The sequence below is a fragment of the Candidatus Woesearchaeota archaeon genome, assembly GCA_030651135.1.
In the GTDB taxonomy this organism is placed as follows: Archaea; Nanobdellota; Nanobdellia; order Woesearchaeales; family JACPBO01; genus JACPBO01.
In genome coordinates this window covers 553,433-568,086 of sequence record JAUSCS010000006.1, presented here as the reverse complement: position 1 = coordinate 568,086, position 14,654 = coordinate 553,433, and the positions used below count along the sequence as shown (strand labels likewise).

The 14,654-nt window shown below is 35.9% G+C and carries 17 protein-coding genes and 3 tRNA genes; 12 read left to right on the top strand and 8 right to left on the bottom strand.

Annotation, left to right across the window (positions count from 1 at the left end; genetic code table 11):
• Window positions 1-64 precede the first annotated feature (64 nt).
• From Q7J54_03320 to Q7J54_03305, 4 genes are all read right to left on the bottom strand, one after another.
• Entirely contained in the window at window positions 65-1,129 is a 1,065-nt protein-coding gene (locus Q7J54_03320) for a hypothetical protein (protein MDO8740579.1), read from the bottom strand.
• Complete coding sequence (locus Q7J54_03315; protein ID MDO8740578.1) at window positions 1,126-1,497, bottom strand: PEP-utilizing enzyme; 372 nt, start codon at window positions 1,495-1,497, stop codon at window positions 1,126-1,128. The genes Q7J54_03320 and Q7J54_03315 overlap by 4 nt, the downstream gene beginning before the upstream one ends.
• A 1-nt stretch (window position 1,498) precedes the next feature.
• Entirely contained in the window at window positions 1,499-2,143 is a 645-nt protein-coding gene (locus Q7J54_03310) for a hypothetical protein (GenBank protein ID MDO8740577.1), read from the bottom strand.
• Window positions 2,144-2,256: 113 nt separating this feature from the next.
• Window positions 2,257-3,258 carry a radical SAM protein gene (locus Q7J54_03305; protein ID MDO8740576.1) on the bottom strand — a complete coding sequence of 334 codons (1,002 nt, stop codon included), beginning with the start codon at window positions 3,256-3,258 and terminating at the stop codon, window positions 2,257-2,259.
• Window positions 3,259-3,333: 75 nt separating this feature from the next.
• On the opposite strand from Q7J54_03305, the gene Q7J54_03300 reads away from it, so the two are divergent.
• The 7 genes from Q7J54_03300 (at window position 3,334) to Q7J54_03270 (ending at window position 8,354) form a co-directional block, all read left to right on the top strand.
• Window positions 3,334-4,101, top strand: coding sequence for a helix-turn-helix domain-containing protein (locus tag Q7J54_03300; protein MDO8740575.1), 768 nt, complete (start codon window positions 3,334-3,336; stop codon window positions 4,099-4,101).
• A gap of 2 nt (window positions 4,102-4,103) precedes the next feature.
• The gene (locus Q7J54_03295; GenBank protein ID MDO8740574.1) at window positions 4,104-5,891 is read left to right on the top strand and encodes an alanine--tRNA ligase; all 1,788 of its coding nucleotides are present in this window, start codon (window positions 4,104-4,106) and stop codon (window positions 5,889-5,891) included.
• Window positions 5,892-5,938: 47 nt separating this feature from the next.
• Window positions 5,939-6,038, top strand: a tRNA-Arg gene (locus Q7J54_03290).
• Window positions 6,039-6,716: 678 nt separating this feature from the next.
• Window positions 6,717-6,823: transfer RNA gene (locus Q7J54_03285), tRNA-Cys, on the top strand.
• Between the two features lie 15 nt (window positions 6,824-6,838).
• The gene (locus Q7J54_03280; protein MDO8740573.1) at window positions 6,839-7,627 is read left to right on the top strand and encodes a methyltransferase domain-containing protein; all 789 of its coding nucleotides are present in this window, start codon (window positions 6,839-6,841) and stop codon (window positions 7,625-7,627) included.
• The gene (locus Q7J54_03275) at window positions 7,624-7,794 is read left to right on the top strand and encodes a hypothetical protein (protein ID MDO8740572.1); all 171 of its coding nucleotides are present in this window, start codon (window positions 7,624-7,626) and stop codon (window positions 7,792-7,794) included. The genes Q7J54_03280 and Q7J54_03275 overlap by 4 nt, the downstream gene beginning before the upstream one ends.
• A complete protein-coding gene (locus Q7J54_03270; protein ID MDO8740571.1) occupies window positions 7,791-8,354 on the top strand; it encodes a DUF99 family protein in 564 nt (187 codons plus the stop codon). Before Q7J54_03275 ends, Q7J54_03270 begins: the two co-directional genes overlap by 4 nt.
• Here Q7J54_03270 and Q7J54_03265 read toward each other — a convergent pair.
• The gene (locus tag Q7J54_03265; protein ID MDO8740570.1) at window positions 8,351-9,433 is read right to left on the bottom strand and encodes an Lrp/AsnC family transcriptional regulator; all 1,083 of its coding nucleotides are present in this window, start codon (window positions 9,431-9,433) and stop codon (window positions 8,351-8,353) included. The genes Q7J54_03270 and Q7J54_03265 overlap by 4 nt on opposite strands.
• Window positions 9,434-9,540: 107 nt before the next feature.
• On the opposite strand from Q7J54_03265, the gene Q7J54_03260 reads away from it, so the two are divergent.
• On the top strand, window positions 9,541-9,918 hold the full coding sequence (locus Q7J54_03260) for a hypothetical protein (protein ID MDO8740569.1): 378 nt from the start codon (window positions 9,541-9,543) through the stop codon (window positions 9,916-9,918).
• On the opposite strand, the gene Q7J54_03255 is transcribed toward Q7J54_03260, so the two are convergent.
• Window positions 9,915-11,669, bottom strand: a complete 1,755-nt coding sequence (locus Q7J54_03255) for a ribosome biogenesis/translation initiation ATPase RLI (protein ID MDO8740568.1) — start codon at window positions 11,667-11,669, stop codon at window positions 9,915-9,917. The two genes, Q7J54_03260 and Q7J54_03255, sit on opposite strands and share 4 nt — an antisense overlap.
• 78 nt (window positions 11,670-11,747) lie before the next feature.
• Between Q7J54_03255 and Q7J54_03250 the strand changes: the two genes are divergently transcribed.
• From Q7J54_03250 to Q7J54_03235, 4 genes are all read left to right on the top strand, one after another.
• Entirely contained in the window at window positions 11,748-11,906 is a 159-nt protein-coding gene (locus Q7J54_03250) for a hypothetical protein (GenBank protein MDO8740567.1), read from the top strand.
• 5 nt (window positions 11,907-11,911) lie between these two features.
• Window positions 11,912-12,000: transfer RNA gene (locus tag Q7J54_03245), tRNA-Thr, on the top strand.
• A 25-nt stretch (window positions 12,001-12,025) separates the two neighbouring features.
• Entirely contained in the window at window positions 12,026-13,033 is a 1,008-nt protein-coding gene (locus Q7J54_03240) for an LAGLIDADG family homing endonuclease (GenBank protein MDO8740566.1), read from the top strand.
• Window positions 13,034-13,067: 34 nt separating this feature from the next.
• Window positions 13,068-14,018, top strand: coding sequence for a radical SAM protein (locus Q7J54_03235; protein ID MDO8740565.1), 951 nt, complete (start codon window positions 13,068-13,070; stop codon window positions 14,016-14,018).
• Here the strand turns inward: Q7J54_03235 and Q7J54_03230 are convergent.
• Both Q7J54_03230 and Q7J54_03225 read right to left on the bottom strand, forming a co-directional pair.
• Window positions 14,002-14,361, bottom strand: a complete 360-nt coding sequence (locus tag Q7J54_03230) for a potassium channel family protein (protein ID MDO8740564.1) — start codon at window positions 14,359-14,361, stop codon at window positions 14,002-14,004. The genes Q7J54_03235 and Q7J54_03230 overlap by 17 nt on opposite strands.
• Before the next feature lies 1 nt (window position 14,362).
• A complete protein-coding gene (locus Q7J54_03225; protein ID MDO8740563.1) occupies window positions 14,363-14,647 on the bottom strand; it encodes a DUF5654 family protein in 285 nt (94 codons plus the stop codon).
• Window positions 14,648-14,654: the final 7 nt, after the last annotated feature.

The following is a 14,654-nucleotide window of genomic DNA, read 5'->3' as shown; positions in this document are numbered from 1 at the left end:
TGTTATTTTGGAGTAGAAGTATTTAAATTTTATTATGATGAAGAATATATTTGGATTTTAGTAGCTATGAAGGATAAATCTCGAGTCTTGGATCAAAAAATTTCTTCCAAAATAACCTTCTCTCTTTTTCATCTTTCGGTATGATTTTGAAAGGGGAGCTAAGCGGCTTATCTTTAACAGCATTGATCATGCCTGTGCTTGGTTTCCATTCTATGCCCAGCAATTCGAACATGTTTTTCAGAACATAGCATCTTTGCATAAGCGCTTTTATTTTAAGCTGCTCTTTTTCTTGGCTTATGAGCCTCTTCCATTGCTCTATTGAGCACCTTTCTATGGCTTCTCTTATTTTTTCCAATTTTTCTATTGAGTTAATGAGAATGCCATCAACACCGACAGCATAATAGGCCATGCCAGCAATAGGATCTCCTTCGTAAACAGAATGGCAGGATATCGAATCACACCTGAATTTTACATTTTTATATATGGCATAGATGTTAAGTGTTTTACACGGCGAATCTCTTATCTCAGGCCATATGCCCATTGGCTTAAGATCGCTAAATGACTTTATGACCATCATGTGGCCAGGCCCAAAAACACTGCTTACATCATATTCTCCAAAGTTTTCGATGCCATAATCTGTATATATGTCTGTATAAAGCCCATTTACAAGATGAAATGCCGCTGTATACAGCTTCCCAAGAAATCTTGCAATTTCAGGATTTGCTTTTTCAAAACTTATTTTTCTGCATAATTCTACGATCTCTTTGCCTGTATGAGCAATGTTGCTTCTGAAACCATAAATATCCCCCTTTGACTTTTCATTTATAATGCTATCAAAAAATTTTGCAATTTCCAATCTTTCCTCCTTTTTTATTCCTGCAAACTTTAAGTCGGCAAGCATGAAATAATACTGGGCTCTGAGATGCGAAGGCCCTGTTATCATTTTTGCAAGCCTTGCAAAAGAAACATCTAATTGTTTTCTTCTGCTTATGGCAAGAAGGAATCTATTGACCCATTCTTTTGAATAAAGAGAATGCATATTATCAAAGTTAAAAGGCTCCAAAGTAGCCAGATCCATATTCCCCAATGAAGCGGCTATGGAGTCCATCCACAAATCAAGCCAGTTCATAATTTCCACCTCAAATTCCATGATTCATCTTTAAGAAAGATTTCTCCATTTTCACCATTCATTTCAATTTCCTGACCCTCTTTTAAAAGCTCAGTTATTGGCTTTCCTGTAATTATGCCTTTTGCAGATACAATGCACGGAATTCCCATTTCCCTGCTCAAAACAGAAGGGTGTGATGTAAGGCCGCCAATGTCGCAGATTATTCCGGCAGCTCTGCCCATGATGGCAGTCATTGTTGGGTCTGTCAACCTGGTTACAAGGATATCGCCCTTCTTTAGCTTTGCATAATCTTTAACACTTTTTATGATCTTAACTCTGCCTTGCACTCCCCCTTTGCTTACACCAAGACCTTTTGCTATGAGCCTCATTTTATCCGCCTCTTAACATTTTATAATGCTGCTCCATTGTTCCCCTGATTATCGTAGGGTTATATTGCACAATTGACAAATTACAATTTTCAGAGACGATATGCAATCCTGTGCAATTCAGCCCATTGGCCAGAGCAAGGCAATTATTAATGCTGTCTTCATAACCAAGCAATATCCTATTATTTGCTCCAAAATTATCATAAACTGCTGTCTGCCACGTCTTAGGATCTTTTTTGCTCCCTATGGGGCTTGTTGAGATAAGATTTTTGTAAGGAATTACCTCATTTGCAACTAGCTTTGTTCCATTCTGCCTGTTATAATTATCAACTATTGTGTCCAAAGTGAATCTAAGAGTTTCATCAGTTCCGGCAGAAGCAACAACAGGCATAATGCCTTTTTCCTTTAGATAAAGCAAAGTATCGACTGCAAATGGCGTTGCAATGCAGGTAATTGCGCCTTCTTTAAAAAGCCTAAATTCCATTTCTGCTGCAAAAGCAAAATCATTTTTTGCACGTTCATATTCCTCTGGATGCAGCTCTTTTATTTTTTCATATGCAAATGGAATGCAGTTCTCAAGTCTGCCATTTACTTCAGCATACTGGTATATCGGACCTAACACATCAAACACAACTATGTCTTGCTTCATTTTTATTTTACTCCTGCGTTTTAAGCCCGCCTACTTTTGTTGTTTTATTTGTTATTGCTAATTTGAAGTCCTGAAATAGAAAAGGGCAATTTCTAAAAAACTAATGGGGTCGCCTAAATAACCATCTCTCCAACACTCAAGATGTTGGCTTTTTTACAATACTGCTTTATGTCTCTGGCTAAGCAAAGAGGATTTCCTTTAGACTGTGTGTATTCTTTGGTTTTCCGCCAAATCTCACCAACAGAAGTATCTGCTATATTTCCTAAGTTTGTATCGACCATAGCCGGGCATGCATGAGCATTTCCATTAGTATCAATCGTAATGCCATTATTTAGCATTATACATTGTCCGCTTCTTGTTGGCGAACTAAGTCCTGCTACAAGTGTATCAGTATACATATTTGCAGTTCTAATTAATTCTATTAGATTCTCCTGAGTACCTACATACGAATCCCAAACACTTTTTGCTCTGCCCTTGTTTATGGGATAATTACAGATAAAAAATGCATCATCTCCGCAAAATTCCCTTATCTTCGGAATTTCTCCTTTATTGTGCTGGTTAATGATTGTGATTACTCCCCATCTTGTCTCAATCAAACCATTTTCTCTTGTTCTATTTCCTGTTTTGTATGTTCCTCTGACATTTTCAAGATTTCTCATCACTCTATCAAATCCCTTAAATCCTGTTAATTTAAGATACGTTTCGGGATTTAATGAGTCAAAACTTGTAATTAAAGTCACGTTCTTATTGAATAATTCATTTACTGTCTCCTGATTAAGAAAACTGCCATTGGTATATAGGATGGCTATTAATCCTACTGCATTGGCATGATCTATTAACTGCATTGTTAAATCTTTATTTGTTAATGGCTCCCCTTCACCAGGAATACAAAAAACTTTTGCGCCTAAATCTCTTGCTTGTGAAATAATGTCCAATCTTGTGTCCAGATTAACACTATCAAAAGACTTATTATCATCTCTGTAACATTTAGAACAGCTATAATTACAGCCAAACGGCAAGTTCATAACTACATAAGATAATTCATCTTCTCCTATTTGTCCATCTACTTCAAGTTGGTTTGGATTTCCAACAAGTAATTTTTTTGTTTTTTCCATATTTATTCACCTTTATCCACTAAGAAGTAGTCAGACAGATTTATATATACTTAATTCGTATGATATCATACTAATATGGATAAAGCAGTTTTAACTCAAATTGGATTAACAAATTATGAAGCCGAAGTATACTTAGCTCTGCTTACAAATGGACAAATGTCGGCCTATGAATTAGCAGAAAAAGCAGGATTATACAGACAAGTTACATATGATTCCCTCAAAAGATTAATGGAAAAAGGTTTTGTTAGTTCTGTTCAAGAGGGAAAAACAAAATTATTCAAAGCAATAGATCCAAAATTAATCTTAGAATTCCTTAATGAAAGAACAGAGAATTATAAGCAAATTCTTCCTCAACTAACAAAATTAAATGAACAAGCACAACAATCTCTTTCCGTAGAAACCTACAAAGGAAAAAATGTTGTTAGAATTGCTCTTAGAGATATAATAGATAATTTGAAATCAATTGGAGGAGAAATTCTTTGCACTGCAGTTGAGGAATCTATACCCTTCGCAAAATACAAAACGATTTGCGACCAATATGAAAGAGATATGATTAGGTTTAAAATAAAAGAGAGAGTGATTATCAAGGAGGGCGATAAAGGAATATTTCAAAGAGGAACATCTAAATATAGAAAAATTCCTAAGAGATATTTTAACCCTAATCCCGTACAGATTTATAGAGATAACGTACAAACAATTGTCTGGGGAAATCCTGATTATTTAATTATCATAAGAAATAAAGAAGTTGCTGAGTCATATAGGAAACAGTTTGAATTAATGTGGAACATAGCAAGGCCTTATAAAAATAAAAAACATTTAAATACGCCTATAAAAATCCCTTAACAATGAAACAACTAACATCAAAAGAGCTGAAAGATCTGTATTTCGGGTTTTTCAGCGAAAAAGGCCACAAGCTAATAGCTTCTGCTTCTTTGATCCCGGAGCATGATCCCACTGTATTGTTCACAGCAGCTGGAATGCATCCTTTAGTTCCTTTTTTAATAGGCCAGCCGCATCCACAGGGAAAAAGGCTTGTGGATGTTCAGAAATGCTTAAGAACAGATGATATTGATGAAGTCGGAGATTCTTCTCATCTTACTTTCTTTGAAATGCTTGGAAACTGGTCATTAGGGGATTACTGGAAAAAGGAAGCAATAGAATGGAGCTATGAATTCCTGACAGACAGAAAATGGCTTGGAATAAATAAGGAAAAGATATCAGTAACGTGCTTTAAAGGGGATAATGATGCGCCAAAAGACGAGGAATCTGCCAAGATCTGGCTCTCAGTTGGAATTCCGAAAGAAAGAATTTATTTTTTGCCGAAAAAAGATAATTGGTGGGGTCCTGCTGGCGAAACCGGTCCTTGCGGCCCAGATAGTGAAATGTTTTACGATACAGGAAAAGAAAAATGCAGCAATGATTGCAAGCCTGGCTGCTTTTGCGGGAAATATTTTGAGATATGGAATGATGTTTTCATGCAGTACAACAAAACAAAAGATGGAAGATTCGAGAAGCTAAAGCAGCAAAATGTTGATACTGGAATGGGTGTTGAAAGGACAGCTGCTGTCCTGCAGGGAAAGAAAATAGTCTATGAAATTGAGACATTCAAGCCGATAATTGACAAAATAAAGGAAATTGCCAAGATCAAGGAGCCAAATGAAGAGCAGCTAAAATCAGTAAGAATCATAACAGACCATATAAGAGCTGCAACTTTCATATTGGGAGATGAAAAGGCAATTGCTCCCTCGAATGTTGACCAGGGATATATCTTAAGGAGATTTATCAGAAGATCAATAAGGCACGGAAAGCTATTGGGCATTGAAAAGGAATTTCTGTCAGAATTGGCAAAAATAACTATTGAGCTGCACAAAAGCGATTATAAAGAACTGGAAAAAAATAAGGATTTTATATTGGATGAACTGAAAAAAGAAGATGAAAAATTCAGGAAAACTCTTGAAAATGGGCTGAAAGAATTTGAAAAAATCATAAAAAATAAAAAAGAGATTGATGGCGAGAATGCATTCCTGCTATTCCAGAGCTTTGGCTTTCCGATTGAAATGACAGCTGAGCTGGCAAAAGAAAAAAATGTCAGCGTTGATGTAACTGGATTTAATAAAGAATTTGAGAAGCACCAGGAATTGAGCAGGATCGGGGCTGAGAAAAAATTCAAAGGCGGACTTGCAGATTCTTCAGAAGAGACAACAAAGCTGCATACAGCAACTCATATGCTGAATCAGGCATTAAGAGTTGTTTTGGGGAAAAAGGATATTTTCCAGAGAGGATCAAACATAACGCCGGAAAGATTAAGATTTGATTTTAATTTTGACCGGAAATTGACAGAGCAAGAGCTTAAAGAAGTTGAAGATTTGATTAATGAAAAAATAAAGGAAGCACTGCCTGTTAAGCAGGAAGAGATGACTGTGGATGAGGCAAAGAAAAAAGGGGCGCAGGGCGTGTTTGAGCACAAATACGGAGAAAAAGTCTTTGTTTATTCCATTGGAGATTTTTCTGTTGAGATCTGCGGCGGTCCGCATGTCAAAAATACTTCTGAATTGGGGCATTTCAAGATAATAAAGGAAGAAAGCGTTGCTGCCGGTGTGAGAAGGATAAAGGCGGTTTTGATTAAAGCATAAATTTCTTTGATAACATTTATAAACAAAAAACCAATTCTTGTTCTTATGGGCCTATAGCTCAGTCTGGTGAGCAACTAACTTTGCTCAGGCAAATAGAGCGGCAGCCTTCTAAGCTGAAGGTCGGGGGTTCAAATCCTCCTAGGCCCGCTTTATAAAATGAACTTTTATGAATTTATTGGTGCTTTTATAGGAGATGGTTCTATTATTTATAACCCTCCCAGAACATATAGGGTTGAATTCGCTGGTAATGCCAAAGAGCAAAAAGATTACTTTTTAAAGATTTCAAACTTGCTTTATAAACTAACAAAAAAAAGGCCGCTAACCAGAATCAAAAAAGAAAAACTTGGTGAATCCTTAAGATTAGAGTTCAATAATAAAAAGTTTGTAGAATATTTGATAAATGAGATTAAAATAAAATTTAAAAATAAATCTCATAATACAGAAATACCTAAACAATTTTTACAATGGAAATATTCCAAACATATAATTCGCGGAATATTTGAAACAGATGGCTCTTTATATTTTTCAAAAAGTAAAAAATTCAAATACCCCACTTACCCAAGAATAGAAATAAAGACATGCAGTGAAAAATTGTTAAATCAAATAAAAAACATCTTAAAACAAAAAGATTTTAAAGTAACTAGCAATTCTGTAGTATCTGATACTACGATAAGGCTCTATTTAAGTGGGCCAATGATGTTAAAGAAATGGGTAAATGAGATTGGATTCAGTACAGAAAAAAATTTAACAAAATATTTACTTTGGAGGAGATTGGGTTATTATAAGCCGAAAATAACATTAAGAAGTCGATTGTGGTTACTGAAAGGGTCCGTGGTCGAATCCGGCAAGGCGTCTGCCTGCAGAGCGGAAGATTGTGGGTTCAAATTGGCTGAAGGTTCAAAACTTTGGCTTTGAAAGTCCCACCGGGCCCTTTTTATTTTAAAAACATGAAACCAATAAGAAAAGTTCTGATAAAAAAAGAGAAAAAAGAGCATATTGCAGAATTAAACAGAGATGTTGTTATTTCAAAAGAAAAGGCATACTTTGTTGAGGATTTGACCAAGGATTTTCATACAGCAGACGGCGTTATTTCCAAAGCTGACCTGAAAAAGAAAGACGGAAGCGAAATAGCAACAAATACAGGAAAGAAATTCTGCATTTTCACATCCGGCTTTATGGATGATTATAAAAGAATTGCAAGAGAAGCACAGATAATTTCATTAAAAGACATTGCAGCAATAATCGCAAAAACAGGAATAAACAAGAATTCTGTTGTTGTAGATGCTGGAGCTGGATCAGGCGCATTGGCTTGTTTCTTGGCTCATTTATGCAAGGAAGTCATAACCTACGATATAAGGGAGGATTTTTTAAAAATTGTTAAAAGGAATAAAGAATTTTTAAATTTAAATAACTTAAAAATAAAAAACAAAGACATTTACAATGGAATTGACGAGAAAGATGTTGATTTAATTACATTAGACCTGCCTTCGCCGTGGAATGCTATAAAAAGCGCTTATGCAGCGTTAAAGGTTGGCGGCTTTGTTATTTCCTACTCGCCCTCAGTTCCGCAGATGATGGATTTTGTAAATGTGATCAATAAGGACGAAAGGTTTATCCATGTAAAAACCATTGAAATAATCGAAAGGGAATGGGAGGTTGATGAAAGGAAAGTAAGGCCAAAGACAAAAGGCATCGGTCACACAGGATTTTTGAGCTTCTGCAGGAAGATAAAATGACAAAAGAACCGATTAAGCTGATGGCAATAATTTTTACAGTGGTGGTTGTCATTAACATGATCCTTTTTGCTTTTGGCGTAATAAGCACCTTTTATTTCTGGTTTATAATAATATTGTGCGCATTTATAGCGTATTTTGTAATACCTAAATTAAAAGCGATGAGATGATGAAAGAAGAAATCCGCATTTTAGGAATAGATGATTCACCTTTTGAAAAATTCAAGAAAGGCGATAATCTGGTTATCGGTGTTCTGTTCAGAGGCGGCAATTTCATGGACGGCGTTATGTCAACCAAGATAAAGGTTGATGGCGGTGATTCAACTAGCAAGCTGATTAAAATGATCAAAAAGTCTAAGTTTAAATCGCAGATAAGATGCATTGCCCTTAACGGAATTGCAATGGGCGGCTTTAATGTTGTTGATGTTAATGAATTAAATAAAAAAACAAAAATCCCCGTTATTATTGTCATAAGGGATTACCCGGATTTTAAAAAAATATTCGATGCTTTGAAAAAGATAAAAAAAGAAAGCAAAATAAAACGTATAAAGAAAGCAGGCGACGTGATCAAGGCTGGGAAGATCTATGTGCAGCTAGCTGGTTTAAATTTAGAGCAAGCAAAACAGATCCTGAAGATCAGCTGCACTCATTCTTACATTCCAGAGCCGCTTAGAGTGGCGCATTTGATCGCAGCAGGGATTGCAATGGGAGAAAGCAAAGGAAGGGCTTAGATAATTTTAGGAAAAACACCTTCCGGCAGGAAATTATATTTATAGTCTTTTATGACCAGCAGAGGCTCATAGTCTTCAATAATGCCTGAAAACTTTCTTCTGAATTCCATCATTATTTCGTGCATGTGCATTGGATCCTTTACGATCAGGAATATCTGGGCTTCGTATTTTCCCATCAGCTTTGCGCCGTATGCAACAAAAGAGTGCACAGACATGTAATTGAAAAATTCCTTCTCTTTTTCATCTGTCAGGTTAGCCAAGTGAAAAAACACAACATACAGATGATATTTCAGATAAGTGAGATTTATAATCGGGTTGAATGCAATTATTAATCCATTATTGACCATGCTCCTTATGCGATTAACAACTGTATCCCTTGGAATTCTAGTTCTATTGGCTATTTCAGATATTTGAGCACAAGCATTTTCAGACAAAGCTTTCAATATTCTGGCATCAGTTAAATCGAGCTTTATTTGCTTTTCATAGTCGAATTCGATTATCCCTTTTTTGATCTCCTTTGCGAATGCAACGCTTTTTCTTTCGAATTCAAACTTTAATCCAAGATCTTTGTAGAAATCATCTGGCAAATCCACATATTTAACTAAGTTAAATGCAGTTAAGCTTTCATAATCTCTTAAGTTTTTTCCGCAGACTGATTTTATCTTCTGCATTATCTTGTCAAATTGCTTCATGTCCTTAGCTATGACTTCAAAAACAAAATCCCACCTGCCGCTGCACTTGCCGAACCATATTCCTAAAGGAAAAGCTGCGAAAAATTTGATTAGCTCGTTCTCCCGCTCCTCAGACAGGTTTTCAAGCTTCAGTAATACTGTATGCAGGTAATAGCCCACTTTTGACGGGTTTGCGATGACAACGCTGCCCCTTATTATGCCTTTTTTCTCAAGCTGAATGATTCTGTATCTTACAGCATCTTTCGACAGCCCAACGATTCTTCCAATCTCGCTAGGGCTTAGCCTGGCATTCACAGCCAATGCGCCGAGGATTTTTTTATCTTTAAGATCTACTTTAATCTCCCTGCCATAGTCTGATTCAACAACCATGCCAATAAAATCAGTCATTTTTAATCTAATTAAGCTTATTTTATTTAAATCTTTCGTATTTAGCGTAAAAAATGGTGAAAAGTTTTATATAAATTTGAATTACTCCTTTTTAGTAGTGTTATTTGATGAAAGAAATAAAAAACAACATGATAATAAAGAAACTGAAATATGCGGACTTGACAGGCTTGCTGACAAGATTTGGCGAAAGAGGCCTCGGTAGAATTATGTACAGGGCTATGCTCGAAACTCATAAACTTTATGGTTCAGAATATGTTATTGGCAGATGTATAGAGCTGGCAGGCGATCCTCAAGGACATGGCCTGTCTTTTAAGCCAGAATTGGCTAAAAAATATTTTATAAAATATCTTAAACGAGCATACAAATGCATGAATGACGATAACTATTACAAAGCCATTGAACATTATACAAATGACTTAGATCAAAATGTAAGCGGATTTGCTAAATCTGTTATTGAAAAATTAAAGCTTCAAGAGAAAACTTAGCCATAATACAATTTATTCTGATCTTTCTGCTCCCTGTCAAGCTGGGATCCTTCCTTGTTGATCCTTGGCCTGTTTGATTCTTTGTCGCGCCTTAATGTAACGCCCAGTTCTCTTAAAAACATATTCATCCCGTCTTTCATGTTAAATGGGCCTTTTGCCTCGCCATGGACAGCAGGCTCACCTATAAACACAACTAACCCCTCTGACAAATAATCAATAAACAGCAAATCGTGATCAACAACCAATGCTGATGTTCCCCTTTCTTCCATTATATCGTGTATGACTTTTGAAACAACCAGCCTTTGCTCAATATCAAGATAAGCAGAAGGCTCGTCTAAAAGATAAAGATCTGCTTTTTGCGAAAGGCAATGCGCAATAGCAACTCTCTGCAATTCCCCGCCTGAAAGCTCGCTTATCTTTTTAGTCAGTAAATGCTTAAGATTTAGAGGCCTCATTAATTGAACATCGTATTTCTGCATTGCTTCCTTTAAAGCAACCATTACAAGCTCATCTGATTTTGTTTCGATGTACTGGGGCTTATAGCTTACTTTAATGTTTTGGTCAACAATTCCTTTGTCCTGCTTTAAGGCTCCTGCCAATATTTTCACAAATGTTGTTTTTCCGATTCCATTCTCTCCCAAAATGCCTATTGTTTCGTGCCTGTGCAACTCGCCTTTTTCAGCTTTCAACTTAAAGGCTCCAAGCTTTTTTTCAATATCATGCCAGCCTGTCAGCAGCATTCTTTTTTTGGATTCTGTTGGCGGCTTTACAGAAAATTTTATTGTTTTATCCCTAAAGCGGACATTTTCTTCTTTCAGATAGCCATCCAAGTAAATATTTATTCCGTTCCTAGTTGCCTTTGGCTGCGAAACAACTCCATAAACGCTTTCCCTGCCGTACATCATGTGAATCAGGTCAGTCATGTAATCCAGAATAATCAGATCATGCTCAACAACCATTACTGCTGTGTTTTCATCTGCAAGGCTTTTGATGAATTTGCTTACTTTAATTCTTTGCTTTATATCCAAATAAGAAGATGGCTCGTCAAAAACATAGAGATTCGCTTTTTTCAAGACAGTTGCTGCAATTGCAACTCTCTGCAGCTCTCCTCCAGAGATTTCATTGATGTTATTGTCGAGTATTTTTTCAATCTCCAGCTGCTTTGCAACCCTGCTCAATTCTTTTTTTTCATCCACTTTTTTTAAAAGATCAATTACCTTTCCTTTTGCTGTTTTCGGGATTGCATCAACCTGCTGCGGCTTATAGCTTATCTTTATCTGGCCTTTCTTTATTTTCTCAAAGAAAGACTGGGCTTCGCTGCCTTTGAAATGATATATCAGCTCGTCATAAGTTGCTTCTTCTTCCTTTCCAAAATTTGGCTTCAGCAATCCTGCTAATATTTTTAATGCCGTTGTTTTTCCGATTCCATTGACTCCCAAAATTCCGACAACTTTGCCGAATATTGGGATTGGCAGCCTGTATAAAGCAAATCCATTTTTGCCGTAGCGGTGTATTGGGCCTTCTTTCAATTCCTCTGGAAGGTTAATGATGTGTATCGCTCCAAAAGGGCATCTGTTGACGCATATGCCGCAGCCTGTGCAAAGCTCTTCATCAATCTGCGCTTTTGTGGTTAGGCCTTTAACTATGCAGTCCTTGCCGATCCTGTTGACAGGGCACACTCTAATGCAAAGATAGTTTCCGCAGCCTTCCGGGTTGCATTTGTCCTTTTCAACAACAGCGATTCTTGCCATATGGTCTGTTTTTGTTTATTGTTTAATAAAGCTTACGATTTTAAAAACGTTTATAAACAGACAAAAATTAATCATCCTATGAAATGCGAAATATGCGGCAACAAGGTGAATGAAACATTTTTGAAGAAGATAATCGGGACAATGGCAAAAGATGAGAAGGGGAAGCAGCATTATTTCTGCTTTGAATGCCAGAAGAAGTTTCAGAGCAAGGAAGAACTGCTGAAGAATATTAGATGATAAATGCCCCGGTAGCATAGTAGCTATTGCGGCTGACAGCAATTGATCAGCATTCGTAATCAGCAGGTCGGGAGTGCAAATCTCCTCCGGGGCTTTTTATTTTTCCAAAAAGCATTATTATGAAAAATAAAAAATCACTCAATGAAGAATTGCTTTCTAAAAGAGTCTTCTTTAGAGATGATACTATCAGGGATGAATTCTTTGCTAAGCTTAAGGCTCAGTTCGGTACATGGAAAGAATTAAGAAAGCATTTTGGCATTTATAAATCAAGACTAGAACATTTAAGAGATGGTGATATTTCAATACCTTATTCTACTTTCTTAGATTTATTGTCTCATTTAAGCACAGATGATAACAACTTCTTTAATAAACAAATCTTCTTAAAAGATAGAAATTGGGGGATGATTAAAGGGGGGCTTGCTACTTATAAAAAACACAGATATATTTTTGAAAAAGGAAGAAAGATTGGAGCTAAAAGTGCTAGATGCGGCAGGTATAATTTTCAATTTGATACGCCTCTAACCCCGCAATTATGCGAATTAATTGGCGCATTTATAGGAGATGGGTTTACCAATAAATATGGCGGCATGTATATGATTCAATTTACAGGACATTCTAAACTCGATAAAGAATACATTGTTGAAACTCTAAAACCAATTATTAAAGAAATGAGCCCAAATTCAAATCCAATCATTACGGAAAAAGATAATACGATGAGAATGACAATATACTCCAAGGAATTTTATAATTTATTGACAAAAAGATTCAAATTTCCATCTGGTAAAAAATCATATACTGTAACAATACCTGATGAAATTGTTAATTCTGAGGATCAAAAATCAATTACTAATTGTATTAGGGGCATTTATGATACTGACGGCTGTATTTTTTATGATAAAAGAAAAATTTACAAAACGCCATATTTAAGAGTACAACTAGGCACGGTAAGTGTACCTTTAATGAACCAAGTTTACAATATATTAAAAAACCTTAATTTAAATCCAAGAGCATATATTAATGGCAGAAAACATGTTATTCAAATTAATGGCTTTGAAAACGTTAATAAATTTATAAAAGAAATTGGCTTTTCCAATAAAAAACATTTAGATAAAATTAAAGATTTATAAGATCAAGGGTGCAAATCCCTTTGGGGGCTTTTAAATGAAACTAACTAAAACGAATTTCGAGCGCGCAATTTTCTTCAGCTGGTACTGCAGCACTGCTGACTGCAAGTTCTGCTATATGAGCACCCAACCGAAAGGCCAAAAGATGGCTGTAAGATCATTTGCTTCGATCTTGGCTGAATTCATCCTGTGCAAAAAGCTCGGCTGGGATATCGGCTTCCTGTCAGGCGGCCATAATGCGTATGCAGCAACGGATTTTTTAGAATTATTGAAATTAATAAAAAAAACCATTAATGAAAAGATATGGATCAATATAGGCCCAATAAAAAAAAGAGAATTAACAAAATTCAAGCCGTACATTAAAGGCGTTGTTGCATCTATAGAAACTATCAATCCCAAAGTACATTCTTTTGTCTGCCCTTCAAAGCCAATTAAGCCATTTGAAAAAATGCTTGAAGAAGCCCTGAAGCTGAAGCTAAAGACTGCAATGACAATAATACTCGGCTTAGGAGAAAATATTGATGATTTTAAAAAATTAAAAGTGTTCATTAAAAAATACAAAATATCAAAAATACACTTCTATGGCTTAAACCCGCAGAAAGGCACAATCTTTGAAAAATCAAGCCCTCCGAAAAAAGAATATATGGCAGAATGGATAAAGCTCACAAGAAAAGAATTCCCAAAAATAGACATACAGGCAGGAATATGGCTGGACAGGGTCGACTATGTTTCTGATCTGCTGAAAGCAGGAGCAAATTCAATAAGCAAGTTTCCTGTAATACGCTACTTTGGCTCAGAATATGCGAAAGAAATTGAAAAACAGGCAAAGATTGCAGGAAGAAAGTTTAAAGGAACTTTAACAGAATTCAAAAGGTTTGATGTTGATAAAGAGGTTAAAAGACTAAAAATTGATGAAAACCTGAAAGAAAAAGTAAAAAACAAGCTTGAGCTGTATCTGAGAAATCTAACTCCTACTTCTCTTTCTTAACTTTAAGCTCAATCCACCTTTCGGGCTCTTTTTTCATGCTTAATGTGCCTAAAAGCGACTTTGTTATTGTTCTTTTATGGCCCTCGACATAGTTCAGGATTATTGTGGAAAGCATATAAAAAACTACGCCTACGCCTATGAGTATGTAAAAAATCGTAAATATTTTTGATGCATTTGTTGTCGGATGAAGATCCCCAAATCCGATTGTTGTCAATGTTGTGGTTGAAAAGTAAAATGAATCAACCCACGACCATTTCTCCATATTATGATAAACTGCTGCTCCTGTAAGCAGGATTGCAAATACAAGAAAAACAGTCACCAATGCGCTTATTTTCTGCTCCATTCTATTTGTTCTTTATCTGACCCCATCTTGTTATGATTATTATTCCCAATACGCAGATCAATGTCACAATTAAAGCAACAAACACCCTGAAATAAAAGCTGTTGCCGCTTAACTTAAGATAATCAAGGACTTTATTGACGCCTTCAGTTATGAGATCCTTCCAGTACAATGCGAGGATAAAGGCAAATGCAGCAGATATTGCAATAGCTATGTTTTTCCTCACTTCCTTCTGGAAGTATTTTGCGTGCTTTACAAGCTTTTGGTTCAATTCGTTTTGTTTCATCATGAAGATT